This is a genomic window from Oculatella sp. FACHB-28 (assembly GCF_014696015.1).
Taxonomy (GTDB): Bacteria; Cyanobacteriota; Cyanobacteriia; order Elainellales; family Elainellaceae; genus JAAUTN01.
Genome location: NZ_JACJPJ010000079.1, coordinates 126,332 through 151,320, shown reverse-complemented (window position 1 = coordinate 151,320; position 24,989 = coordinate 126,332). Strand labels below are relative to the sequence as shown.

General features: G+C 47.5%; 21 protein-coding genes and 1 tRNA gene. 17 read left to right on the top strand and 5 right to left on the bottom strand.

The genetic code is table 11. The features are described from left to right. Window positions 1-178: 178 nt before the first annotated feature. The gene (locus tag H6F88_RS19275; RefSeq protein ID WP_199333696.1) at window positions 179-1,678 is read left to right on the top strand and encodes a serine/threonine-protein kinase; all 1,500 of its coding nucleotides are present in this window, start codon (window positions 179-181) and stop codon (window positions 1,676-1,678) included. Window positions 1,679-1,734: 56 nt separating this feature from the next. Here H6F88_RS19275 and H6F88_RS19270 read toward each other — a convergent pair whose 3' ends face one another. The 3 genes from H6F88_RS19270 to H6F88_RS19260 form a co-directional block, all read right to left on the bottom strand. After that, window positions 1,735-2,079 carry a ribulose bisphosphate carboxylase small subunit gene (locus H6F88_RS19270; RefSeq protein ID WP_190644354.1) on the bottom strand — a complete coding sequence of 115 codons (345 nt, stop codon included), beginning with the start codon at window positions 2,077-2,079 and terminating at the stop codon, window positions 1,735-1,737. A gap of 54 nt (window positions 2,080-2,133) precedes the next feature. Then, window positions 2,134-2,550 carry a chaperonin family protein RbcX gene (locus tag H6F88_RS19265; protein WP_190644353.1) on the bottom strand — a complete coding sequence of 139 codons (417 nt, stop codon included), beginning with the start codon at window positions 2,548-2,550 and terminating at the stop codon, window positions 2,134-2,136. A 97-nt stretch (window positions 2,551-2,647) separates the two neighbouring features. Continuing rightward, on the bottom strand, window positions 2,648-4,078 hold the full coding sequence (locus tag H6F88_RS19260) for a form I ribulose bisphosphate carboxylase large subunit (protein ID WP_190644352.1): 1,431 nt from the start codon (window positions 4,076-4,078) through the stop codon (window positions 2,648-2,650). Between the two features lie 717 nt (window positions 4,079-4,795). On the opposite strand from H6F88_RS19260, the gene H6F88_RS19255 reads away from it, so the two are divergent. From H6F88_RS19255 to H6F88_RS19220, 8 genes are all read left to right on the top strand, one after another. Continuing rightward, window positions 4,796-6,580, top strand: coding sequence for a protein kinase (locus H6F88_RS19255; RefSeq protein WP_199333695.1), 1,785 nt, complete (start codon window positions 4,796-4,798; stop codon window positions 6,578-6,580). Between the two features lie 84 nt (window positions 6,581-6,664). Continuing rightward, a complete protein-coding gene (locus H6F88_RS19250) occupies window positions 6,665-7,759 on the top strand; it encodes an energy transducer TonB (protein ID WP_190644351.1) in 1,095 nt (364 codons plus the stop codon). 99 nt (window positions 7,760-7,858) lie between these two features. Further along, window positions 7,859-7,929, top strand: a tRNA-Gly gene (locus tag H6F88_RS19245). A 181-nt stretch (window positions 7,930-8,110) separates the two neighbouring features. After that, window positions 8,111-9,301, top strand: coding sequence for a site-specific integrase (locus H6F88_RS19240; RefSeq protein WP_190644350.1), 1,191 nt, complete (start codon window positions 8,111-8,113; stop codon window positions 9,299-9,301). A gap of 548 nt (window positions 9,302-9,849) precedes the next feature. Further along, window positions 9,850-11,622 carry a hypothetical protein gene (locus H6F88_RS19235; protein WP_190644349.1) on the top strand — a complete coding sequence of 591 codons (1,773 nt, stop codon included), beginning with the start codon at window positions 9,850-9,852 and terminating at the stop codon, window positions 11,620-11,622. A 121-nt stretch (window positions 11,623-11,743) separates the two neighbouring features. After that, the gene (locus H6F88_RS19230; RefSeq protein WP_190644348.1) at window positions 11,744-12,397 is read left to right on the top strand and encodes a hypothetical protein; all 654 of its coding nucleotides are present in this window, start codon (window positions 11,744-11,746) and stop codon (window positions 12,395-12,397) included. A 43-nt stretch (window positions 12,398-12,440) separates the two neighbouring features. Next, the gene (locus tag H6F88_RS19225; RefSeq protein ID WP_190644347.1) at window positions 12,441-13,364 is read left to right on the top strand and encodes a hypothetical protein; all 924 of its coding nucleotides are present in this window, start codon (window positions 12,441-12,443) and stop codon (window positions 13,362-13,364) included. 100 nt (window positions 13,365-13,464) lie between these two features. Further along, on the top strand, window positions 13,465-13,959 hold the full coding sequence (locus H6F88_RS19220) for a hypothetical protein (protein WP_190644346.1): 495 nt from the start codon (window positions 13,465-13,467) through the stop codon (window positions 13,957-13,959). A gap of 356 nt (window positions 13,960-14,315) precedes the next feature. Here H6F88_RS19220 and H6F88_RS33460 read toward each other — a convergent pair whose 3' ends face one another. Together H6F88_RS33460 and H6F88_RS19210 are read right to left on the bottom strand one after the other, a co-directional pair. Next, a complete protein-coding gene (locus H6F88_RS33460) occupies window positions 14,316-16,715 on the bottom strand; it encodes a pentapeptide repeat-containing protein (RefSeq protein WP_190644345.1) in 2,400 nt (799 codons plus the stop codon). Between the two features lie 3 nt (window positions 16,716-16,718). Next, on the bottom strand, window positions 16,719-17,147 hold the full coding sequence (locus H6F88_RS19210; RefSeq protein WP_190644344.1) for a hypothetical protein: 429 nt from the start codon (window positions 17,145-17,147) through the stop codon (window positions 16,719-16,721). Between the two features lie 271 nt (window positions 17,148-17,418). On the opposite strand from H6F88_RS19210, the gene H6F88_RS19205 reads away from it, so the two are divergent. The 8 genes from H6F88_RS19205 to H6F88_RS19170 all read left to right on the top strand — a co-directional run bounded on the left by H6F88_RS19205 (window position 17,419) and on the right by H6F88_RS19170 (window position 24,964). Then, complete coding sequence (locus H6F88_RS19205) at window positions 17,419-19,593, top strand: pentapeptide repeat-containing protein (RefSeq protein ID WP_190644343.1); 2,175 nt, start codon at window positions 17,419-17,421, stop codon at window positions 19,591-19,593. 387 nt (window positions 19,594-19,980) lie between these two features. Then, a complete protein-coding gene (locus tag H6F88_RS19200) occupies window positions 19,981-20,307 on the top strand; it encodes a hypothetical protein (RefSeq protein WP_190644342.1) in 327 nt (108 codons plus the stop codon). 205 nt (window positions 20,308-20,512) lie between these two features. Beyond that, window positions 20,513-21,544, top strand: a complete 1,032-nt coding sequence (locus tag H6F88_RS19195) for an HNH endonuclease domain-containing protein (RefSeq protein WP_199333694.1) — start codon at window positions 20,513-20,515, stop codon at window positions 21,542-21,544. 7 nt (window positions 21,545-21,551) lie between these two features. Then, window positions 21,552-22,133, top strand: coding sequence for a class I SAM-dependent methyltransferase (locus H6F88_RS19190; protein WP_190644341.1), 582 nt, complete (start codon window positions 21,552-21,554; stop codon window positions 22,131-22,133). A 142-nt stretch (window positions 22,134-22,275) separates the two neighbouring features. After that, window positions 22,276-22,428 (top strand): hypothetical protein, encoded by a 153-nt coding sequence (locus tag H6F88_RS19185; RefSeq protein WP_190644340.1) that lies wholly within the window; start codon window positions 22,276-22,278, stop codon window positions 22,426-22,428. A gap of 233 nt (window positions 22,429-22,661) precedes the next feature. After that, window positions 22,662-23,552 (top strand): competence protein CoiA family protein, encoded by an 891-nt coding sequence (locus H6F88_RS19180; RefSeq protein WP_190644339.1) that lies wholly within the window; start codon window positions 22,662-22,664, stop codon window positions 23,550-23,552. 124 nt (window positions 23,553-23,676) lie between these two features. After that, window positions 23,677-24,486, top strand: coding sequence for a hypothetical protein (locus tag H6F88_RS19175; RefSeq protein WP_190644338.1), 810 nt, complete (start codon window positions 23,677-23,679; stop codon window positions 24,484-24,486). A gap of 4 nt (window positions 24,487-24,490) precedes the next feature. After that, a complete protein-coding gene (locus tag H6F88_RS19170; protein ID WP_190644337.1) occupies window positions 24,491-24,964 on the top strand; it encodes a type II toxin-antitoxin system antitoxin SocA domain-containing protein in 474 nt (157 codons plus the stop codon). Window positions 24,965-24,989 lie beyond the last annotated feature (25 nt).

Genomic DNA, 24,989 nt, shown 5'->3' with positions numbered 1-24,989 from the left:
CGCTAAACGTTTCACGGTTGACCCCACACAAGCGCTTAAAGTGGCGCTTCGATAGATGCTCCAACTCGTTATATCGCATATCTGCTTCTGACATTAGCTTCTATTCAGAAGCTATCTTGCTTCGCTGCGATCCTCAACTGTCACACTCACTTTATATTCGTGCAGGAAGTCTAGTGGTATGAAGACACCAGCCGGAGAAGATAAACCAATGGTTGACAATGCTACAGATAAATCTGAGAAGCTGTTTGCCCTAGAGAAGCTGTGGGGCGATCGCTACAAAATTTTGCAACAGCTTGGCAAGCGAAATGGACGACAAACACTGCTTGCTCAAGACTTAAAAACCCAGCAGCAAGTTGTGATTAAACTGTTAGCACTCGGCAAAGATTTTGACTGGCAGGATTTAAAGCTGTTTGAACGAGAGGCCCAAACCCTGAAAGCCCTTTCTCATCCGGCAATTCCTCGCTACCTTGATTATCTTGATGTCGATACACCAACCTACAAAGGGTTTGCCCTGGTGCAAAGTTATGTAGAAGGGAAATCGTTAGAAGAACATTTGAAAGCAGGACGGACGTTTGATGAAACCGAAGTGAAGCAACTGGCAGCGTCGCTTCTAGAAATCTTGATTTATCTGCATCAGCAATCGCCACCCATTATTCATCGGGATATCAAACCCAGCAATGTATTGCTTTCTAATTGTCCTGGTAATCAAGCAGGTCAGGTTTACTTAGTTGATTTTGGTTCCGTACAAACTCTTGCAGCAAAAGAAGGCGGCACCATTACGGTCGTCGGAACTTATGGTTATATGCCACCAGAGCAGTTTGGTGGACGGGCAGTTCCAGCTTCAGATCTCTACAGCTTGGGCGCAACGCTAATTTTTTTGGTGACGGGTCGCCGTCCCACTGAGCTATCAGAAGATGGGTTACAAATTCAGTTTCGTCAAGCAACTCGCCTCAGCTCTAACTTTACAGACTGGCTAGCGTGGATAACAGAACCGAGCCTCAACCTACGGTTACCTTCCGCAGTAGAGGCATTGGAGTCCCTCACAACGGCTCAAAGCAGACCTAAACTAAAAACTGTTGAATCTTCTCATACACCCCAATCTGTCACCGAGCTTCCCCGCTCTAGTATTGTTGTACACAAAACTCTCAACATATTTGAAATTCTATTTCCCCCCCAAGGAATAGGAGTTGTGAGTCTTGCCTTGCTGTCCCTGAAAGTGCCTTTGTGGGGAATTTGGCTGCCCTATCTCTGGCTTGACCCCTACACATCATCCGACCAAAGTATCTACTTGGATTTCTTAGTTGGATGTCTAGCGATCGCCCTCTCAGTTGCGTTTGCGTTTGCTGCTTGTAATGATTTGTTTACAAAAGTTCGGCTAGTCATTGATCACTCTTCGATCTATTTGATCTACAAAACCTTTTTCTTTGAAAGAACAAAGCGATTGGGCGATCGCCGAGCAATTACTCAAATCATGCTCGTTACAAAGCATTCCACACCTAATACCACAGAAGTCTACTCCTACCAGAAACCCTGTTTGCTGATCTGGGTTCAACGGAAACGGTACAGGTTTAGCTTGAAGACGCAAACTCTAACTGAAGCGAGGTGGTTGACCAGTGAACTGAGAAGCTGGCTAAGTATAAGGAATGGAGCAACTCCTAAAAAAAGGGAGAAAGACTAAAGTCCTCCTCCCTTTTTAGACTAAGTTAAGTGACTAACGCTATCACTCATAATCTCTTAGTAGCGGTAGTTATTGCCGCCACCTGGCTTGTGGATGATGAAGCTGAGAACCTGGCACTGCTTGATGTTGTCGAATCCAACAACGCGGACATAAGAGTCACGGTAAGCGTTGCGGCACTCGTTTACTTCTTGTAGAACTTCTTGAACGCTACCTGCGTTGAACAGGGGTAGCTTCCACATGGTCCAGTAGTAGTCAGTTGGTTCAGAAGTTTCGTTGAATTCGATCGCTGGGAAGTAGCCCTGATCGAGAATGTACTGAACTTGCTTAGCGATTTGCTGATCGCTCAGAGGAGGCAAGTAAGAAAGAGTTTCGTAACGACGTTCTTTGCGTAGAGTTTGCATGGTTGTTTCGGTAGGTTTTGGATTGAGTGCTAAATATTTACCAATCGCCAGCCATTAAACAGCCTCATCCGCATCATCAGGTTCTAATTCTGAATCAATGGGCGGTTCGGCGATCGATAGCGGTTCCGATGGACTCAGTTGCGTGACTCGCTCCAGATATTGGCGACGATGCTCCATATTTGCCTGTTGAATGCCGGTACGAATCATCTCTGGCAAAAAATCTGCGATTTCTTCTGCCAGGTGTGCCCTTACCGTCATCACGCGAAAGGCAAGCTGCTGGTTTGCATCCAACAGTTCTTGAAGGTAGGCTTCTCCATCCTGAATTTTTCCAGTTGAAGAAAATCCATGCAGCCAAACGCTAAGTGGAGGATTCGTCTCTCGAAGCTGAGCCACAACCGTCCGCACAGCCTGATAAGTCAGGTAGCTTGTGATTGTCTTGGCTGTGTCCTTCGCAACTTGTTTGAGATCCATCTTGACACCAGCCTGTAAGGGAGCTTTGAGTTTTAAGCTTTGAGTTTTGAGTTGCAACAGCCCTACTCAAAACTCAAAACTCATCATTCAAAACTGATCAGACGGTATCAACTGCCTCGAATTCAAACTTGATTTCCTTCCACAGTTCACAAGCCGCAGCCAGTTCAGGCGACCATTTGCAGGCTTCACGAATAACATCGTTGCCTTCGCGAGCCAGGGAGCGGCCTTCGTTCCGTGCCTGGATGCAAGCTTCTAGAGCAACCCGGTTTGCAGTTGCACCTGGTGCGTTGCCCCAAGGGTGTCCGAGAGTACCACCACCGAACTGAAGTACGGAGTCATCACCAAAGATTTCAACCAGTGCAGGCATGTGCCACACGTGAATACCACCGGAAGCTACTGCCATTACACCAGGCATAGAAGCCCAGTCTTGAGTGAAGTAGATACCACGAGAAGGATCTTTCTCAACATAGTTTTCACGCAGCAGGTCAACGAAGCCCATGGTGATGCCGCGCTCGCCTTCTAGTTTACCGACGACGGTTCCGGTGTGAATGTGGTCACCACCAGACATCCGCAGGGTCTTAGCAAGCACTCGGAAGTGAATTCCGTGGTTCTTTTGACGGTCAATTACGGCGTGCATTGCCCGGTGGATGTGGAGCAAAATGCCATTCGCACGGCACCACTTAGCCAGGGTGGTGTTGGCGGTGAAGCCTGCGGTCAAGAAGTCATGCATGATGATGGGCATTTTCAGCTCTTTGGCGAACTCTGCCCGCTCTAGCATGTCTTCGCAGGTTGCGGCGGTGACGTTGAGGTAGTGACCTTTGATTTCACCGGTTTCAGCCTGAGCTTTGTGGATGGCTTCTGCAACGAAGAGGAAGCGATCGCGCCAACGCTGGAATGGCTGAGAGTTAATGTTCTCGTCATCTTTGGTGAAGTCTAGACCACCACGCAGGCACTCATAAACTGCCCGACCGTAGTTCTTAGCAGACAGACCCAACTTAGGCTTAATCGTGCAGCCCAATAGGGGACGACCATATTTGTTGATCTTGTCGCGCTCAACCTGAATACCGTGAGGAGGTCCTTGGAAGGTCTTGAGGTAAGCAATGGGAATCCGCAGGTCTTCCAAACGCAGTGCCTTCAGCGCTTTGAAACCGAACACGTTACCTACAATCGAGGTCAACATGTTGGTAACAGAGCCTTCCTCAAACAAATCTAGTGGATAGGCGATGTAAGCGATGAACTGGTTGTCTTCGCCCCGAACTGGCTCGATGTCATAGCAACGACCTTTATAGCGATCGAGGTCGGTCAACAGGTCAGTCCATACAGTTGTCCAGGTACCTGTAGAAGACTCAGCAGCAACCGCCGCGCCAGCTTCTTCGGGAGGAACACCAGGCTGAGGCGTAACCCGGAAAGCCGCCAAAATATCTGTATCTTTAGGTGTGTAGTCTGGGGTGTAATAAGTCAGTTTGTAATCTTGAACCCCAGCCTTATACCCAGATTTCGTCTGAGTTCGTGTTTGAGAATAAGACATCGTTTCCCTTCCTGTGAATCAATTAGCTCTAGACAACTAAGAACCCGTTGCTGCTTAACATCATCTCAGTTAAGCGACACAAACTACGTCAAGAAGCACTAGCAGACAGCAATGCAAACAGTAACCTTGCAAATAACATGCAAATAACAATCTTGGTCGGTCGTCTTAAGTCGGCCGTAATGCAGGGCTTAGATCAAAACTGATAATCAACTCCTCTTCTTCCGACTACCGCGACCGATTGGGTTCTTAAAAAATATATCAGGAATTTCATAAGGTAAACTTCCGAACTTCTTTGCTTATCTATAACGACCATTTATGTTTCTAACAGATAATCAAAAATTATTAACTTGATAAAGAATATCCAGGCTTTTGTTTACCAATCGCAATGTTTTATGCGCATATCTTGGTGTAGGACCTTTTAGCAAGGTAAAGATTTCTTAATAGAAATTAGACGAGAAGAAAAGGATACCGTCGTTACCAGGTTTCGTTTTTCTAGCTGCGGCTTCAGTTGCCAAAACTTCTAATGGGAGTTGGGTGGAACAATGTGAAACTCAACTCTGGCATGGATTTTATTAGATTCTGCGATGCTTCACCCACCCTACAATGCTGCTCATGAATAGCTCGATGCATTGCGGGAAGTTTGTCAGTTGACAGGGGTTGAGCGCTACAGTTTGAAGTTAGATGCTGATATTTGTGTCTTTTCCCTAGCGATCGCCCGTGTCCCAGCCTGCTCCGGTGTCGATTTATTGCATCAATCCAGATTGCTCCCAGCCTTGTCAGGTTTGGGGCAATCGGTTCTGCCAGCGCTGCGGGTCGATGTTGCAATTGCGAGGGCGCTATTTGCCGCTGCAAATTTTGGGGTCAGGTGGGTTCGCGGTTACTTATGCGGTTTACGACTCGCAGTCACGCACAGAGAAAGTTCTCAAAGTTTTAGTTGAGCAGGCACCCAAAGCACGGGAATTGTTTGAGCAGGAAGCGGCAGTGTTGGCGAGGTTAAACCATCCGGGCATACCCAAGGTGGAGCCAGGAAACTATTTTGAAGTGGCGGTAGAGCGACGGGCGATCGCTACAAGCCAAGGCGAGGCAAATTCTTCAGGCTTTTCTCAAAATGCCTCCCCGCGTACCATCAGCACAACGATTCCTTGCCTGGTGATGGAAAAAATTAACGGGCAAACCTTGCAAAACATTTTGGAGGAGCATCCACACGGCTGCCCCGAAACCTGGGTCGTGAACTGGTTCTATCAAGCACTCGACATACTGCAAGAACTGCACGCGCATCAAATTGTGCATCGTGATTTAAAACCCGCAAACCTCATGGTGCGGTTAGAAACAGGGCAACTGGTGGCGATCGACTTTGGTGGGGCAAAACAAATGCACACGCAGCCAGTCCATCGCTCAATTAGCTCTACCCGTCTGGTTTCTCCGGGCTACAGTCCCCCAGAGCAAGTTGAAGGAGGCGACATTCAACCGTCAGCTGATTTCTATGCGCTGGGTAGAACCCTGATTCACCTACTGACGGGACGCTATCCGGTGCAACTGGAAGACCCAATTACGGGAGAACTGCGCTGGCGCAATCTGGTACAGGTAAACCCTGACTTCGCGGATTTGCTCGATCGGTTGGTGTGGGCAAATCCGCAGCGTCGTCCTGAGTCAACTGAGGAAGTTCGACTGCAGTTACACAAAATTGCGCCGTTTGTTGCGGCTCACGGAAGGGCAGCAATGGGGTTGACGACCCCAAAAAATCCAGTTGTTGCAGCTTTGCAGAAGAGAATTAAAGCGGGAAAGCGGGGAATTGTGGCGATCGCCACTGCCATCCTTCAAGCCACCGTTTGGACATTCAGGGCAGTCCTTGACACGTGCTGGAGCACCACTTTAGCGACAGCCGGGGCTGGCATTGGCACGGCAGTTGGTTTTTTTCTGGCTTATGGTTCGCCTGTTGGAACTAATTTAGCTGAACTGCTATCTAAACAATTGGTTCGCTGGATTCCTGATCTCGCACTAGAGGTTGAGCCGGGGTTTCTCATGTTTGGCTTAGCTGGACTGGGAACTGCCCTCGGCTTGACCGCAGCTGGCGGCTTTAGACAGCGGCGACGAGGAATTGTCTCAGGATTCACTGGAATTTTGAGCTATTTACTCGGTTGGGTGGGTTTGCAGTTTGCTAGCACCCAAGGAACGGGGACGGGGTTAGCAGTATTTGTGGCGATCGCTCCTACATTGCTAACTCTAGGGCTGGGTTTACCTAGCCATCACCTGCTCTATGCCCTTATTACAGCCGTCAGCTTGACTCCATTTATTACTAGTTTGGTGTGGCTCAACCCTCCATTCATCAACGACCTGTGGCAAGTCTTCTCAGTCGCCTTTCCGCCTTTTGCATACTCAAACGGCATGAGCTTTTGGGCATGTCTGCTGTTTTTTTGTCTCCTTAGCCTTGCTTTGGGAAGCTGTCTAGGGATTAGCCACTATGTTTTTGTCCCCTGCCTGCGTCGGCTTGGTTGGCGATGAGGAGTTTTAAGTTTCTATCTGCTCTATCTGCTTAGATCCCTTCGCTATGATCACTTTGGGAGCATCAACGGTTACACCCCCTGCATGGCACGATTGACTAAAGCCCCTAAACCCAAATTGCTAATAACGGACAAAAGACGGCGACACACAGATCCGCCTAATTTGTGGCTGGCGGTGGCAACTGGGTCAGTTCTGTTTCACTTGCTGTTGGCAGTAGTTATTTTGCCTCTACAAGGTCGGCGTGCTGGGGAAGAACCTCAGCTTGACCCCGTGGCAATCGATCTAGTCGAAATTGACCCCGCTGCTACAAATCCCGTGGCGATCGCCCCCAACGCTCCTCAATCTAATGCCATTGCTCAGCAGCCTGAGCCTCAACCTTCCTCGACTACTCCGCCGATTGAAGCGTTTTCAGCTCCACCTCCTGACCCGCAACCCATCCCTGAGCCGTCACCGGAACCCATTCCTGAACCGTCACCAGAACCCATCCCAGAGCCACCCGTTGAACCGCGAGTTGAAGCCTCTCCCGATCCGGTGCCGTCCCCTTCGACCGAGCCAGAGCAACCTGCAGATTCCACTCCACCAGAAAATCTTGGCTCAACCGAGGCTGATCCAGATCCGGACACTGATGCTGACAATTCGACGACTGATCCTGCTTCTGTTGATGATTCTGCTGTCGCTGAAGGGGGAGGAAACGCAAACCCCACTCCACCGACGGGCGATCCTGGACTACCCGGAGTGACGGTAGATTCCAATACTAACCCTACGGGCTGGGTCACAAGTGCTATTGTCAGCCAAAGACCCGATAGACCCTTTGATGTCCCGACTCAGATCGCTACAGTAAAGCCGGGGCGCGATCGCCTGCCTAACCCAACTAGCTTCGGCTGCCCAGTTGAACCTGGAATGGAAACAGCCCTGACCCCACAGGAGCAGTACGCTCAGTATCTGGCAGAAGCAAATCCCTACTTAGGCACACCAGTGGATGTTCATGTCACAGTAGAGGCAAACGGTCAGGTTTCCGCTGCCCAGGTGGGCAACACGAGCAGCGGCAGCTATGCCTACGACCAGCTTGCAGTGTGCCTGGTCCAAAACTGGCTGGAGTTTAACCCTGCCTTGCGAGATGGAGAGCCCTGGGCAAGTGACAACCAGCAAGTCACAATTACTATCAGTTCAATTCAATAGCAAACTTGAATCAATGTGTGATACCCTAGTCTAGGCGTAGAATTAAAGACAGAGTGAAACAGAGCGATCGTTCCTCACATTCAATCTGTTAGTAATCGCGCGGGTGTAGTTTAGTGGTAAAACCTTAGCCTTCCAAGCTAATGATGGGGGTTCGATTCCCCCCACCCGCTTAAAGAGTTAAAAGCATTATACAGCAAGGGCTTCAGGCGATTCTGAAGCCCTTTTGCTATGTCCAAACTCTAATACGTCCGTTCTAGCCTGGGGTAAAAATTGGGGTAGTTTGGACAGTTTTGGGGTAGTGATTGGGGTAATTTTGGGGTAGACTAATAGTGCTTACCCCAATAACCATCCATGAACTCCAACACCGCTAGGCACAAGGCTTCTAAGGGTTCCGTACAGATCAAAGTTTCCAATAGTCGGTTACAGCTTGTCTTTTCTCATGCTGGCAAGCGCCATTATCTCTCGCTAGGCTTTTCGGATACGCCGGAAGCTCGTGTATTGGCAGAGATGAAGGCTAGCCAGATTCGTATGGATATGATTTCTGGGCACTTTGACGAGACTTTAGCGAAGTACAAGCCTGAGCCAATTTTGCCTACGGTTGCTGTTACCCCAATCTCTACCCCAGAAAATCCATCCCTTGCGGAACTGTGGGAACGGTTTGTTGAGTATAAGCGCCCCCAATGTTCAGAGAACACAATGATGTTTGTCTATGGGCACTTTACGAAGTACTTGCATAAGTTGCCTACGCATGACCTAGATAGAGCCAACGAGATTAGGGACTATTCGCTTAAGACTTTCCCGATCGAGTCTTGCAAGCGGTTCATCACTAGGTTGAATGCTTGCTGCGATTGGGCGATGAAGTCGGGTTGGATTTCTGCAAATCCGTTTTCTGGAATGGCAAGCGAGATCAAACCGCCCAAGTCTCAGAAGAGTTCAGAAGAGGATGAAATTTTTCCATTCTCTCTGGCTGAACGTGATTCCATCATTGAAGCTATTGCTGAAAACAAATTCTGCAAGAAGCATTCAGGGTTTAAGCACGATTACTACAGAAACTATGTTGAGTTCTTGTTTATGACGGGATGCCGTCCGAGTGAGGCGCTAGCCCTTCAGTGGAGGCATATCAGCAATGACTTTAGGTTCATCAACTTTGAGCAGGCACTTATTGAGACTGACAAGGGTAAGACCGTTAGAGAGGGATTGAAAACCCAAGACCGTAGACGCTTCCCCTGTAATGGGAAAGTTCAAAACCTGCTTCAAGCCATCAGACCGGAATTCTGTGATCCGGAGTCATCGGTTTTTCCTGGTTACACGGGAGGATATCTAGATACCCGATCGTTCCGTAAAAATGTTTGGAAGTCTGTACTAGAGGGTTTAGGAATTGAATATCGAAAACCTTATCAGACAAGGCATACATTCATTACTTTGGCTTTAGAAAATGGATTAGACGCTAAGGATGTGGCTCGGTTGGTTGGTAACTCGGCAGAGGTGATTTACCGACATTACGCCGGAAACAAGCGGGAATTGGTAGTACCTGAGTTCTAACGATATGCCTAGCGCCTACCCTAAACGGGAGCAACGTTCCTGCTTGTCACAAAAAATCTTCAAGTTTAGGCAAGTTTCGATTTTTTCAGCTAACATTAGTCTCAAATACATCTGAACTACTGTGTACTGAGGTAAGCAGTAGTTTAGGGGATGTTCTTGTTGAGCATCCGTTTAGGTATCTTTGCTTTTGGTTGGAGAGGCGGGCAGACTATCTACCCCACCTCTAGAATGTCGAAAAATACGAATATTTCTCAGTCGAAGACTTCTGAACTTGATGCGGTTAAGTTAGTCAACAAGCATAAAGCTGCCGAAATTATAGGGGTCAGTCCTTCGACCCTTAAGCAGTATCGACTCGCAGAGAATTCAACTCTGATCGAGGGGATTCACTATCACAGGTGGAACACTCGAACGATCAGGTACAACCCAGATCTGTTGTCAGATTGGGCGATAAACCGAAAAAATCCAGAAGCTCATCGGAAAACGATCGAGCGTTATTTGACTGGCATCGTCAGTCGTCAGTCCAGCAAGAGAGGTAGGAAAGCTGGCTGATGACTGATCACAGCGAAGGCGATCGCCCAACAAGCGCCCGCTCTAGCCGTAGTAATCAGCCTTCAGATTTTGTTCTCAATTGGTTTGCAATTTTCTATTTTTGGGACTTCATAGTTGCTCAAGCAACTGAAGGTAAACCTGATTGGAAAACGGTGAGCCGATTTCTCCTAAGCCCAGAGACGTTGTGCAAACGATGGGCTAAGGCTGATGAATTGGTAGGGGTGCGCTTCAAATGTGGTAGGGGTGGAACTACCCGCTATGTGATGCTCGATATCGATATCACTAGCCTTTACCATCCTTACAAAGATGTACAGGCTTTCAGGAAGCTGTTAGAGGTTATGGAGAGTTTGGGGTTGTGTCGTTCCCTAACGATCCGCTCTAGCTATTCTGAGGGTCTGCACGTCTATTTTCCTATACCTGAACCTGTGCCCTGCTTTAAGCTGGCTGTGGCTGTCGCCAATGCTGTACAGGATGCAGGGTTTCGTGTGAAGGATGGACAGTTGGAGATATTTCCGAACGTCAAATTTCCTCGAAGTCTTTACAAGGCTCATAGGTTGCCGCTACAGCAAGGCTCATACGTTCTGGATAAGAACCTTCAGCCAGTTCACGACTCCATAGAGTTGCTAGTCAATTCATGGCATGAAGCAGAATCGCAGCAAGACTTAGAGCTATTGAAGCAGGCGATCGCTGTTGCTAAAGCTCGTACATTTAACGCATCAGGTGACGCTGCTGAATGGCGAGAGCGATTAGAGGCGACATTAAGGAATGGTTGGACAAGTGAAGGACAAACCAATCGAATCCTGAAGGAATCTTGTATCTATGCCAGAGTCTTTCAAGGAAAGGACTGGGATGAAGTAGAAAGTTGGGCTGTGGCAACGCTGCCTAGCTTGCCTGGATATCAGCAGTTCTGTAACCACAAGCGAAACATCAAGAGACGAGTCAAGGATTGGGTTACAACAAACCGTAGAAGTAACCGATACCACCCATACGAAAGTCTTCCAAAGGAGCCTAAAACTCCTCTGGCACCTCCTAACCATGTTCGGAGTTCTGATGCATTACAGCGGATCAAGGATGCGATCGCCCAAATCACTGAGCAGTTTGGAAGCTTGCCAGAAAAGGTTCGAGACAGGCAGAGCTTGATTTGTAAAACTGCTCAATGCAGTGCCAGCACTCTCAGGAAATATCTAGAACTTTGGCATCCTGATTTTTTGGGAGAGGAGTATGTAACAGACCAGCCTACGGGAGTTTCAGCGATTTTAGAACAGCACTTTGCTAACGCTGAACCTGATGTAAGTGAACTACCTGCTCAGGCAGAGTATGTAACAGATGAATCTAAAGGGGTTTCAGCGATCGTTGATGATGGTTCTGATTTGCAAGGATCTAATGAAAAGCTGCTCAGCCAAGCTGTTACAGACCCCCCTCTACTAAGTGTTAATAGACAGTTGGGCTTGCATTCCAGCTTCAACATCGCTCAACCTCTTCTTCAAGAAGTATCAAACTGTAGAGAGAGAACGAGACGAGAAAAGCCAATAGAAACAGTTTGTAATCAAACATTTGAGAGAAAGCAAGCAACTGAAGATTTAAGCTCTTATCGGGCGATCGCAGTTCACAGCATCGTGAAACGTAGATCAGACAACGCTCTCTTCAAAGTCAAACAGATCAACTCAAACGGTACAGCTTGGCTCAAATGGCTCAATCAGTATGTCCTGTTGGTTGATATCTGCTTACCCCTGATAGAGATAGAACTGCACGAGTCTAATAGGGTTACATAGATGTTTCTGAAACGTGAGGGAAAATGCTAACTTTTTTCGCAGCTTGAAATCCTTTTGTAGCAACGGTTTAACGTATATCAGCAGCTAAGTTTTTACTACTTTTCCTAATGGTTTAGGTACAATGGGCAGCATTTCATCAGGTAGACATGGAAGATTCGGCAGACCTCCCGCCCGTTGGGTTGTAGAGTCTTGCTTAAGCATCAACATTAAGGAGTGGAACCGCAAAGGCTGGTGCAAAGCTGGTGAAACAGAAGCCACGATGCAACGCAGATATGAAGACGGTTCAGTGACAACTCAAACACAGGCGATCGCTTGGACAGACTGCAACTATGGAGGACAACGCCCCTGGTTTGTTTGCCCTCGTTGTCAGAACAGAGCGGGAAGGTTATTTCAGCGTATTTTGTTTCCTCAATTGAGTCCGTTTCACGAACTGAACAGCATCCCTTTTCAATGCCGAAAGTGCTTAAACCTGACCTACGGCAGCAGCAATTCGAGCGGAAATAGGTTTAAGGAACATAGCTGTAGGATTGCTCGAATCCGAAAAAAGCTTAAGGCAACCTGTTGGAACCCCAGAACTGATGAAATTCCTGCCAAACCTAAATATATGCGTTGGCGAGTTTATTACGGTTTGATCGATGAGTTTCGGGAGCTAGAGAGAGCTTTTTGGGAGCAAAGCTGGCAGGAGATAAAGAAACTGACAGGAGCGATCGGAACCCATTCTGACAACTTAGCAGCTCTAGCAAGGGCAACAGAGAAGCCTACCCCCACAGAGTAAAAGCTAGGCTAACCTTGAGACAATTTGAATCAATTTGAGACGTATGGTAGCTAGCCCAGAAATTTCTAGACTCAATGGCAGAAAATCAAGAGGCCCGCGCACAAAACGAGGAAAGGCGATCGCCAGTCGTAACGCTACCAAACATGGTCTGCTCTGTCAGGCTCCCCCCCTGCTAGTGACGGAAGACCTATCAACCTTTGAGGGATTGGTGCAATCGTTGATAGACCACTACCAGCCTCAGTCACCTGTCGAGAATTTCCTGGTTCAACAGGTAGCGATGGGGATGCTGAAGCAGTATCGCTTGTGGAATGTTGAGAGTGCGATCGCCAATACCCAAATTCTCAAAGCTCAACAGCGGATCAAGTTTCCGGATCAGGTGATTCCTCCGGAGGTTAATCCGCTCGAAGGGTTCCAGGAGTATAGCGAGAAGCGTGTCTCAATGAAGGCTCTGTTAGAGCAGGAGAGGGCAAAGCTTGAGGATCTGAGGATGGACTTGGAGTATGACCTCAAATACCTACCGGAGCATACGGAAGCAGAGACACTGAAAGCGTTTCGAGAATCAGTTGGGGACAACTATTTTTACAAGGAAGGTGAGCGAAGTGCAGTTTGGAATTATCACAGTGCCTTTGAGGAGTGGCTGTGTGAGTTATGGGATAAGGAAGCCGGAGTATCTAGAGCAAGTCTGAAAGAAGCGGTTGCTCGTGCCCAAAAGCTGCTGAAGCTTGTCAAAGGGCGAAACCGAGAGATTGATGGGGCGATCGCCCAAATTGATAGTCATGCTGAGGCGATTCAGCAGTCTGAGGCAGTCAGTAAGGGATTGCAGCAACCGGAGCTATTTAACCGCTACCAGCGGGAGATGAATCGAGAGCTATATGAGGCGATCGACCGATTAGAGGAAATTCAACAGCGACGGGAGAATCAGGGTTCTATAGGTTCGTTTCGTCAAATCACTGATCAAACTGGTTGAGGCAGAACGCGATCCTAGCTCTAAGAATCAATCCTTTCAGCTTGGGTTAGGAGGGGATTAGCTGCTGGGAACAATTAGCGCACAGACTCCCCTCTTACCTATGAAGACATTCTCTACTCTTGCAATTGCTACAACCCTACTGACTGCCTTTCCTCCTAGTGCTGCTGCTGTTCCTGAATATGGAGCTAGCAATTTAGGAGGGTCTACTTATTTGACTTGGGTATTTCAGGATAGGGCAGATGCAAACGGTGTACGGGGTTATGTCTGCATTACACGAGACACGCTTGGAGGAATGGCTCGGAATGCCTTCGCTAACCGATATGCCATCGTGCCAGTTCCAGACAACTTCTATTTCGAGTTAAGACCATTGAACGCTGTTGAAATCTATCCCAGTGGTTCAGGATGGGTTGCTGAGCAAGTAGAGCCAATTCCTGTAGATGATATTTGGGCTAACGCTGAATTGGATGAATCCGAGGAATGGTTCGCTGCAAATATTCCTGTCGATGATTTAGGTAGAGCCTGCGTGGATGGTGGAATTGCAGGGACAGTGCAACAGGTGGAGCAACTACACCAGATAGACATTAGAGAGCGTTAGGCAGTAGGGCGATCGCCTAGATCGTCCTTTGTACGTCTGAAGCAATTCAATAGGGACTCGGTTAGATCAGCTCATATTCTGCCCTCTAGTTCAAAGGCTTTGTAGGATACTGTTGGTAAAACATTGCTTAACAAGCTGGAAGCTTTAAGGCTTCGTCGTTCCCCTGCTGAAATTGATTGAGTTGTGTAAACCTGACAGCGATAGAATAAGCAACTAAACATGAAAAAATAATTCGCCAACGGAGTCTTTGCTACCTTTGCCTCAATATTTGGATGTGCAGCCGGAGCAGGCAGGGAAACGATCGCGTCGCTGTTGTTGTCAGCGATCGAGGTGGATTATGGAGCAGATAATTGAGACTATGGCGTGATGCCCAGTTCCTTACAGTTGCGGGTGGAATTGAGATTAGCACCTTCAGGAAGTGTAGTTGCGCAAAGCTTAGCTTCGCTTAATTGCGTTGTTGTCCAAGCTCTACTACCACTGAGGTAGGCATTGCTGAGGTCAGCACCGCTGAGGTCGGCATCGTAGAGGTAGGCATTGAAGAAGTCGGCACTGCTGAGGTTGGCACTGCTGAGGTCAGCGCCACTGAGGTTGGCACTGCTGAGGTCGGCATTGCTGAGGTTGGCACTGCTGAGGTCAGCGCCGCGGAGGTCAGCGCCACTGAGGTTGGCACTGCTGAGGTCAGCGCCACTGAGGTTGACATCGCTGAGGTCGGCATTGCTAAGGTAGGCATGGCTGAGGTCGGCATGGCTGAAGTTGGCATCGTAGAGGGAGGCATTGCTGAGGTTGACACCGCTGAGGTCAGCGCCGCTGAGGTCAGCGCCACTGAGGTTGGCACTGCTGAGGCTGGCACCGCTGAGGTCGGCATCGCTGAGGTCGGCATTGCTGAGGTCGGCATCGCTGAGGTTGACACTGCTGAGGTCGGTACCGCTGAGGTCGGCATGGCTGAGGTCAACCTTCCTCAAATCTAGGTCTACCAAGGGGCGACAATTTCCAACCACTCGTTCTCCCACCGGATGCAGAAATCTTGGCAAACCCTCCATTTGCCCACATCCTGCAACCAATGCTATGGCTGCCTGCGTTTTCCTCGTCATATCAACTCCTTGCAGCGTTGCATAATCTCGCTTCACTGCCTCCTCTCGCAGAAATCCTTCAACAGCCATCAGTGGGATAACTGCCAAACTTGCCACCATTGCCCGGTTCACCCACCGCTGTCTGATGCTTCTGCGGATCAGTTCCATTGCTAGCTTGGACAGTGGTAGCGTATCTCCACATTGCTTGTGAAAGTCCCTGGCATCATCTATCTGTCGCCCCTGCAACAGATAGCCCTGCCTCTTACTTCGCTTGCTCCACTCCTCTGCTAGAGCATTGATACGCCGCTGCTGCCGAATCCGCTCACGCTGTCCATCTAGCCAGAGTTTGAGTTGATGCCAATGTTCAAAGAGCGCCTCATGGGTGACTTCCACTACCTCTTTGCCCTCAGTACTCGATAGTGTCAGCAGTCGAGCCCCAGACGCGGAGAATCGGCTAATCACTGCCTGCACCAGAGCCGGATCATCCTGTGCTGACACAAGGCTCTCCACCATTGCCCGCCTGCGTGTATCTTTGGTGCCCTCTCCCAACTCCACAACCCCAATAAAGAGCCGTCGAGCAAAGTCCTGTTCCTTGCTGGTGAGACTGTCATAGATGCGCTGAGCTTCCCCTGCTAGTGCTCCTCCGATTCCACCAATTGCCCGCAGCGTCTCAGCCGGAGTTTTGCCTGTACCCATTCCCTCCCAGATGCGGGTTAGGGCAAACTGAAGTAACGGGAGTGCCCCTTCTCGTCCCTCGGTCTGCTCGATCAGCAGGTCAACAATAGCTTCATCAAGCGGTCTACCTGCCTGTTTTGCTGGTTCTGCGATCGCCCGCCTTAATTCCTTCTCATTCATTGCTGGAACGACCACAACCTGATCAGAGCCGATAATTTCGTTCAAGTGTGGATGACGCTGTGTCTCACCCAGAAAGTCGCTTCGTAATGTGATAACCACTAGCACTCGTCCCTCGGCAGCGATAGCAGCTTCAATCAACCCATCAATGAAGGCTGCTCGTACCTCCGGGGACTTGCAGAGTGAATAGACTTCCTCAAACTGGTCAACTAGCACCACAAGTGGGGAGGACTCAATGCCAGGAAGGGCGTTTGCAATGCGTCTCAATCCATCCTGTTTGCCCTCGTCATTGGCTCGCTGCAACACTCGCTCAAATTCCGCTGCCTTCTCCACCGGAGCGACATCTCTCGTGACAATGCGAGCGAGTACCACTGCTAACGATTGCAATGGCGTTGCGCCTGGAGTCATCACCACGACCTGAGACTGGTGGTAGCCAGGTAAGGGACAACGAGCTAATTCTGGTAATAATCCTGCCCGTGCCAGAGAAGATTTACCCGAACCAGAGGGTCCAAGAATTGGCAAGAGTCGGGGGGGTGCATCCAATTGCCCCGCCCGCTCACTCAACTCCCTCAGTCGGTTCCAGAGCCGCGCTACCTGCGCCTCTCGCCCGAAGTACACTCGCGCATCCTCAATCTGAAAGGAAGCCAACCCCCGGTAAGGATTAGGACCAATGGGTGTGGGAGCCTCTACCGTAGAGGATGGTGCTGCAACCGTTGCCTGTGCATTCAGGTGGTAGTGGTAGATGAAGACCTTATTGCCATCCCCGGACACAATGGCGCTGCCGATCGCATCATGATGAATAGCAATGTGGCGATCGTCTCCCATTTTTGCCATTCCTCAAACCGTGAGTCCTACCAGCGGCAGTAGCTTATACCAGTGCTCACCTAGCCAGCCAGCCGCCTTCTCCACAGGGGGGCGCAACTTGTCGATCGCTTCAGCAAAGCCATTCACCTTCTGAGCATAGCCGAGGGCGCGATCAAGTGCCTGACCCACTTCATCCTTGTTGGGGTCGGGCTTCTTCAACTCCTCTTTGGCATCATCCACAGCATTCTCAATCTTGCGGCGATCGGGAGACTCGATCTGGCTCAAAATGTCTTCCAATGCTGCTAGCACCGCAATCATATCCACGCTTTCAGGCTGAGGTATGGCAGCTTGCTGAAAGCTGACCGATGCCGTGTTGTTATCCCCAGTTTGGATAACGGAGCCTGTAACATCTCTGCCAACGGAGACAGAGCGGTTGGAGTAGGGAGAGTTAGATTCGTTCATGTGGTTGCTCCCGTATGCTTCTAAATGAATCATATACAACCGGCTTAGGGGTTCTGATTGCAGCACTCGATTCTTAATAAGAGGGCAGTGAATTAAATAAATGCGTAATCACTGAACTCAGGTAACTACGTATCTATAGTTTTCTCAATCACTTCTGAAGATTTTGTTGGGCAATCGATAAGTTGTGTTATTCCGACAAAGGGCAACTGCTCAGCTAAGTAAGAATTGGTATAGCTGCCAATCATCAAACTTGCAGTCTTAGGACATCCCGATGTTTGAGGAACAACGAACTGATGATCGTCATATCCAGATTCACCACGATGTCTTGGGTAGTGCCTTAGTGTCTGGGGATGGTAATAAAGTCTTCATCTATCATTACCACCTTGATCAGCAGGCTGCACCTGAACCAAAAGTCACTATTCCTCAGCTTGCTGCTAACCCTTACCGGGGATTGTCCGCTTTTCAAGTAGAAGATGCAGATGTCTACTTTGGACGCGAGGCTCAGGTCGATCGATTGTGGAATCGCCTTCGTGATTTGCACGAGCGGGCTACACAGGAGCATTTACCTGTACGTCTGCTGCCCATTCTTGGTCCCTCAGGTTCAGGTAAGTCCTCGCTGGCACGGGCAGGGCTACTGCCAGAACTAGCTCGACGACCGCTGCCAGGACATCGGCAGACCCGTGTTGTGGTGATGAAACCAGGGTCAACTCCGCTGGAGGCTTTAGCAGTAGTGCTGGCAAGGATTGCAACAAATGATCCTAGTCCGGCTGCGAAAGCAGCAGAATTCGAGCAGGTGCTAAGGCAAAAAAGCGATCGCTCCCAACATGAGGGGTTAAGACGGATAGCCAACATGTTGCCTAGCATTGATACTTCCCCCCTCGTGATTCTAGTAGACCAATTTGAGGAGGTGTACTCACTGTGCAAGGACGCGCAGGAGCGAACAGCTTTCATCGACTGCTTGATTGGGGTAGCTGCGACACCCGAAGCGCGAGTTTCTGTTGTCATCACGCTTCGACTTGACTTCGTGAAGGAAACTCAGCAGCACCCACTGCTCAATCAAGTGATTGGATCTGATCAGAGCGCGATCGTGCCTGCAATGACAGGAAAGGAACTACATCGAGCGATTGCAGAACCTGCAAAACAAGCAGGACATGCGTTGGATGAAGGCATCGTAGATCGGCTCATTGAGCAAACAGAGGGACGAGAGGGAGCGCTCCCGCTTCTTCAGTTTGCTCTCACTCGAATTTGGGAGGGGCTAGGAGAAGGTAGAGCGCCGAGTGAGACACTAAAAGCGATCGGAGGGGTGGGAGGAGCACTGGCAGGGGAAGCTCAACGCATCTATGACAGCCTCAATAGCCAAGAAAAAGACATTGCTCGACGGGTGTTTGTTGGGTTAGTTCAACTAGGGGAAGGAACACGAGACACCCGACGTCGGGCTAGTGTGAAGAGTTTGATCGCGGCTGAGGATGACCCGAAGCAAGTTCGTTACGTGCTCGATCGCTTCTCTGCGCCTGGAGCCAGACTCATCACTTTGTCTACCTCTCAGGACAATGAAATTGCTGAAGTTACCCATGAGGCGCTGTTTGAGTACTGGCAGCAACTTACCTATTGGCTCGACAACTGCCGCGACTCGATTCGGCAACAGCGCAAGATTGAAGCCTCTGCTGAGGAATGGCAAGCAACTGGCTGCAAGAGAGGATATCTACTCCAAGGACCGCAACTTTCAGAAGCCGTTCGATTTCGTAAACATGTAAAACAGTTTCCGTTGTCTAAGCAGGCAGAACTATTTGTTGTAAAAAGCTTGTGGAGTCAAAGGATAAGTCGGCTCTGGCTGCTCATTTTTCTGGTGGTCCCTGCTTTAGTTGTAGAGTCGGCTCTGAGAGAAGCAAGAATAGATCGGCTCTACGTAGATGCGCAAGGAACCGATCGTTCTAGACAGCGCCAAGCTGTAACTGCCTTATTAGAAGGGTGTTCAAGGGAGGCAAGCTCACGGCTATTTCCTTATCTAGCAGATCGATTTTTTGGTGACTGTCGTTCTCTAGCCAATAGAAATCTCAGGGGTGCCGACCTCAGCGTTGCCGACCTCAGCGTTGCCGACCTCAGGGGTGCCGACCTCAGAGTTGCCAACCTCAAAATTGCCAATCTCAGCGGTGCCAACCTCAGCGGTGCCGAACTCTCCAATGCCAAACTCTTCGGTGCCGACTTCATCGGTGCTGACCTCAGCGGTGCCAACCTCAGGGATGCTGACCTCAACGCTGCCGACTTCATCGGTGCCAACCTCAGGGATGCTGACCTCAGCGGTGCCAACCTCAGGGATGCTGACCTCAGGGATGCTGACCTCAGGGGTGCCGACCTCAGCGGTGCCGACCTCAGCGGTGTTACTCTCTGTCAAACTCGTCTACCTGAAGGCAGTAACCTTGATGCCGATCGAGACTGCGAACGCTGAGTACGGGACTTCATAGCCAGCAGTTACTGAATTAAGTGATTACGTAATTGATTCAGTAATTATGCATTTTTAGCCACTCTTCAGTCGCCTCTCGAAGAATGTCGTTAAGCGATCGCTCCTCGAAGCTGGCTTGCTTTAGGCGTAAAGGTAGCATAGACACTGTTGGCAAATTATTTCTTCATGTCTAAATTGCCCATTCTGCCGTCATCTAATCTACAAAACTTAATCGGTTTCAGCAGGGGAACAACGAAGACTCAAGGCTTTAGGATATTAAGCAATGTTTCGCCAACAGTATCTTTGTAGGATGTTAATTCGTAAGGGATATCACGGTTGTCGATTCGTGTGCTTTTTTACAGAATGGGTATAGATTGCACACGAATAAAATTTATGAAGGCGTATCTCGAACTGCTGGAAAACTTGAAGACTCTAGAAGCTGAAAGAGTAAAGATCAGCGGTGAAGGTGATGTGTTATTTGATTGTTGGATTGCTCAATCCAAACCAGGTGGAACAGCCAGAACCAATACTGCTCATTGGCAGTTGAGAAGCCGAAAAGCTCAGTTTAACGGTAGAAAATCAAAGTATCTGAAGGCTTCTGAGGTGGGGCAGTATGAAGCGGCGATCGCTCGTGCAGAGCAATTGAAAAAACTGAATTGGCAGATTGAGGCTGTACAGAAGCGAATTAGCAAGGTTGAAGCAGTGCTTGCAGCAGTATAAAAGCCACACTCTTTACTCCTTCTCTAAAAACAAGCCTCGGTCGCATTGACTGAGGCTTTTGCCTTATGTCGTGTTTGATGATTCAGATTTTTGGGCGCTGTCTAGAAGATTTATGGGAAGCCTAAGCATAAAAGCTATCGCCCGAACGTTCTTAGCACTATTGGTTAAGTTCCTCATTAGCTTTTAAGCGTGTTCAGAGGTAATTATGATGGATTTTGTAAGTATTCAGCCAACTTTAGAAGATTACTGGCGTTCAATCATCCTCTTTGGTAAAAATTCAGCAACTTACAAATTCTCACTTGCTAAAACTCTGCTTGAAATTGCACCAGTTGGAAAGTCATTTGTTAGCTGGGAGGAGTTAGCAGAACCGTTCTCACGAAACATCACAGAACACTTAAAGGTTGCTGAAAAGCAAGGTACCAGTAATTCCAGCGAATTTTTAGATGCTTGCCGAAAATTCAATGTTGGCAAAGTTTCTAAAGATGAACTAATCAATGCGACAGTAAAACTTGGCTTTACCAATGTGATTTCAGCTTTTCATGTGGTTGGATCTTCTCCACTCAATGCCAAGTTCTTTGAAGGCGATCGCAAAACAGATTCAGGTATTACCTTGACTGACAACCTATACAAAATGCTTGGAAGCTGCCAGTGTGAGAGCTTACCTCAAGAGGTTGAGGCAAGATGGCGTTTGGTAGAAACCGCTTGGGGGCTGGATCTTTCCCGTAACTTAGTATCAGTTGAGTATGCTCCTGACACTACTGGTTTGGTGGTTCCTCAATCCTTACAGCTACGACGAGTAACGGTTACATCTTGTCGAGATGCCCTAAACGGTTATCAGAAGGGCAAATGCTTTTATTGCTTTCAGGACATTTCAGTTGAACCAGCATCCCCTAACTTGGCAGATGTTGATCACTTCCTACCATTCGTTCTAGCAAAAGAACGGGTATTGTCAGGGCTAGATGGAGTATGGAATTTAGTGCTTGCTTGCCAAAAATGTAATCGTGGCTCAAATGGGAAGTTTGACCAAACCCCCCATATTCGATACTTGAATCGACTCCATAAGCGAAATGAATTCTTGATCAATAGCCATCATCCTTTACGAGAAACATTGATGGCACAAACAGGGATGAACCCCATAAAAAGGCATAATCGTTTACAGACTATCTATAGTAAGGCTAGACAATCTCTGATCCATGAGTGGAAAGCGGATTATGAGGAGTACCCACCAGCTTTTTAGATAGCCTATGTCAGTAGATTTCTATGAAACCAATGGACAGGATTACTATCAATCAACTGTCTACATTGACATGAATGAGCTATACATTCCCTTCCTGTCAAGACTCCCCAAGGGTGGGCATATTTTAGATGCAGGATGTGGTTCAGGTCGAGATAGCAAAGCTTTTTTAGAGCAAGGTTATTCTGTCACTGCGATCGATGCATCAATGGTGATGGTTGAACTCAGTTCTCGGTTGATAGGACAACCAACCCTGCATCTCAAGTTTCAGGAATTGAGGTTTGATAGTGCCTTTGATGGAATTTGGGCTTGTGCATCTTTGTTACACGTTCCACTTAACCAGATAAACGGGGGAATGCAACGGTTAACAACTGCCTTAAAAGTTGGAGGGATTTTTTACATGTCCTTCAAACTGGGTGATGGAGTTCGCATGGATGGCGATCGCCTCTTTGTCGATTACAACGAAGATTCACTTAGGCGATTGCTCAGCCACCATCAATGCTTACAGTTGAAGCGTATGTGGCGTACTGACGATAAAAAGCTAGGCTGCTTAAGAGATTGTTGGCTGAACGCTCTAGCATCTAAAGTTTGAATTTGAGTGGAATTAGAGAGAAGTCTGTCTCTGATCCCAATGTCCTGCCAGGTGGAAGTTCACCCACTTCTTGAGAAGCGTACGGTTGCCAATTCGTGTGCAAATCCACATGATCGATTTAGATTGCACACGAATCAAAACCATGAGGCAGTATCTCGAATTGCTGGAAACTCTGAAGATCTTGAAAGCTGAGAAAAACCGGATTGGCAATGAGGGAAATGTCTTACTCAATTCTTGGGTTGCTCAATCTAAGCGAGGTGGAACAGCAGAACCGTTGCTGCTCATTGTCAGTTAAGAAGCCGAGAAGCTCAGCTTAATGGCAGAAAACCAAAGTATTAAAGGTTTCTGAGGTTGGGCAGTATGAAGATCAAGCAGCGATCGCTCGTGGTAAGCAACTTAGGTCTTTAGCTCAGCAAATTGAGACTCTAAAAGGTTGTATTCAAAAGATTGAGCGAACAATAGCAACAGCCTAGAACTAGAACTTTTTGGGAGGAAGTTATTATCAGAAGCATTCTTTACGCAACAGCAATGACACCGAATGGACAACTCGTTCGGGCTGCTGATGCTGACAAAGGAAGTATCTATCTTTGCCCAATTTGTAATCAAGAGTTAGTGCTGCGTCGGGGAAAACAAAAACGTCCCCATTTTGCTCATAAGGTACTAACTCAAGATTGTACACCTGAGACAGCATTGCACTATAGCTTCAAAACGTTGCTAACTCAGAAAATTCAACATCACATTGATACAAACTCCCCGCTAGAAATTAGATGGCTCTGTGAACATTGCAGTAGATGTCATGTTGGAAATTTATTGAAGAGAGCTGTGCGAGTGGAGCTTGAGTATGACTTAGGAGTTTGTAAACCTGATATTGCTTTACTTGATCAGACAAACCGAGCAATTGCTGTGATTGAAATCGTTGTAACTCACAAACCAGAAGAGAAGGTACTCGAATACTACCAACAGAACAGTATCACCCTTGTTCAGTATGACTTAACAAGCGATGAAAACTTGCAGCGTTTAGATCATGCTTGTCTCGATCCTAATTATGTTGCTTTGTGCCTTAACCCCAAGTGCCGCCATTGTAAAGAGTATCTGTATAAGAAATCGCTCCTAATTATCGATGGGCAATGTTGGAAATGCTCGAAGTCCATGAAAGTGGCAGCCCTTACAGGAGAGGGTGGATATATAGGCAATGAAGATTTAATTTCCTCTGAGATTGAACTTGCTAATCAGAGAGGTGCAAATCTTGTTCCTCGATATAGCAAGACTGTGCGGGAACGGTATGTTGCAAACACTTGTCGCAATTGTGCAAGTTTTGTAGGCAACCATTATTTGTTTACAGATTACATTGCAATGCCCCATTATCCCCGCGAAGAAATTGAAGTTGGGTACTACTGCCCGAATTGTATTACTAATTAAGCGATCACTTATTCAATACCAAACTTAAAATAGATAAAATCTGAAAGTTAGGTGACAAGAAATTGTATAAGCCATATTAGTTTAAACAATTCGACATTGCTTAAATTGCGGAAGGTGAGAATAAATGGGTGTTTTCGGTTTTCGGTTTAAGTATCAATCAGGATTCTTCTCTTTAGTAGGAGGCATAGGATTAGCTTGTTTTGGAAGCATACCCGAAATTCAAAGAGATGGATTGAGATGGTTTACTACTCCTACTGGTCGGGTCTTTGCAATTTCAGCAGCACTGACCACCGCTGGAACTATCGGTTCTTTTAAGGAAACAGAGAAAATTGAGGCTTTAGAGAAAGAAATTGCTAATTTAGAAAGTCTTTTAGAATTGCGTACAAATTTCTTTCAAACTATCAGAAAACTTCTTGAGCAGTTTGCCAATGAAATGAATTTCTCTGGAACCGAGAGGATTAGTGTCTATTTTCATGATGGAGTAGATAAGTTTGTACCGATTGGACGTTACTCGGAAAATCCTGTTTTTCAAAGAATAGGTAGAAGTTCGTACCCAGAAAATGAGGGCTGTATAGGTAGAGCTTGGCACGATGGGCAAGGCGAAGCTTTTGTAGATGATCTGCCTGATCCAAATCACCAACTGAGTGATTACCTTGAAAGGGTAAAACGGGATTGGAGAATCAACAAAGAGGTTGTTAAAAGATTTGTGATGAAAAGCCGAACATATTACGGTTGTGCTATCAAAAGCGAAGAACTTCCTACAAGAAGAATCGCAGTTATTATAATTGAGAGCACTGAGGAAAAAGCATTTGAAAAAGCTGCATTAAAGAGTAAAATGAATTCAAGCTTTTATTTCAATACTTTGCGTCAATTTATAATTCTCACATCTTTTATAAAGCTATCTCCAGATCAAGCCAAAGCTGAGGGATATTGATAATATGTCTGACCTAAAAAGCATAATCAAATATATTGTCAGTCGATACCCTAAAAAAACTAAGCTGTCAAAAATTCGATTGATTAAGATTATTTATCTTGCTGATTGGCGTTCTGCTATTGTTCGAGGAAAGCAGATTACCTCAATCAAATGGAAATTTGGCGATTGTGGACTCGAACCAGATGTAAATATTGAATTACCTGAAAAGAAAGATTTTGGTTTTCTAGTAGAGCATCTATCTTTATCGCAAGAAGATAAAGAAGTCTTAGACCATGCTATGAAGACTTCTGCTGAGAAGAATTGGGCTGAATTTGTATCGATTGTTTATTCGACATACCCTATTCTTAATCAGAACAGTAGCGAGGCAAAAGAGTTCGATTTGATTCAATTAGCTAATCTTTACAAAGATATGAAGAATGAACAGATGCAACGCGATAAAACCTTATTCGATACAGATTTTGGAATTCGTTTAGAATGATGCGAAGTGTGGAGGTCATTGTCAT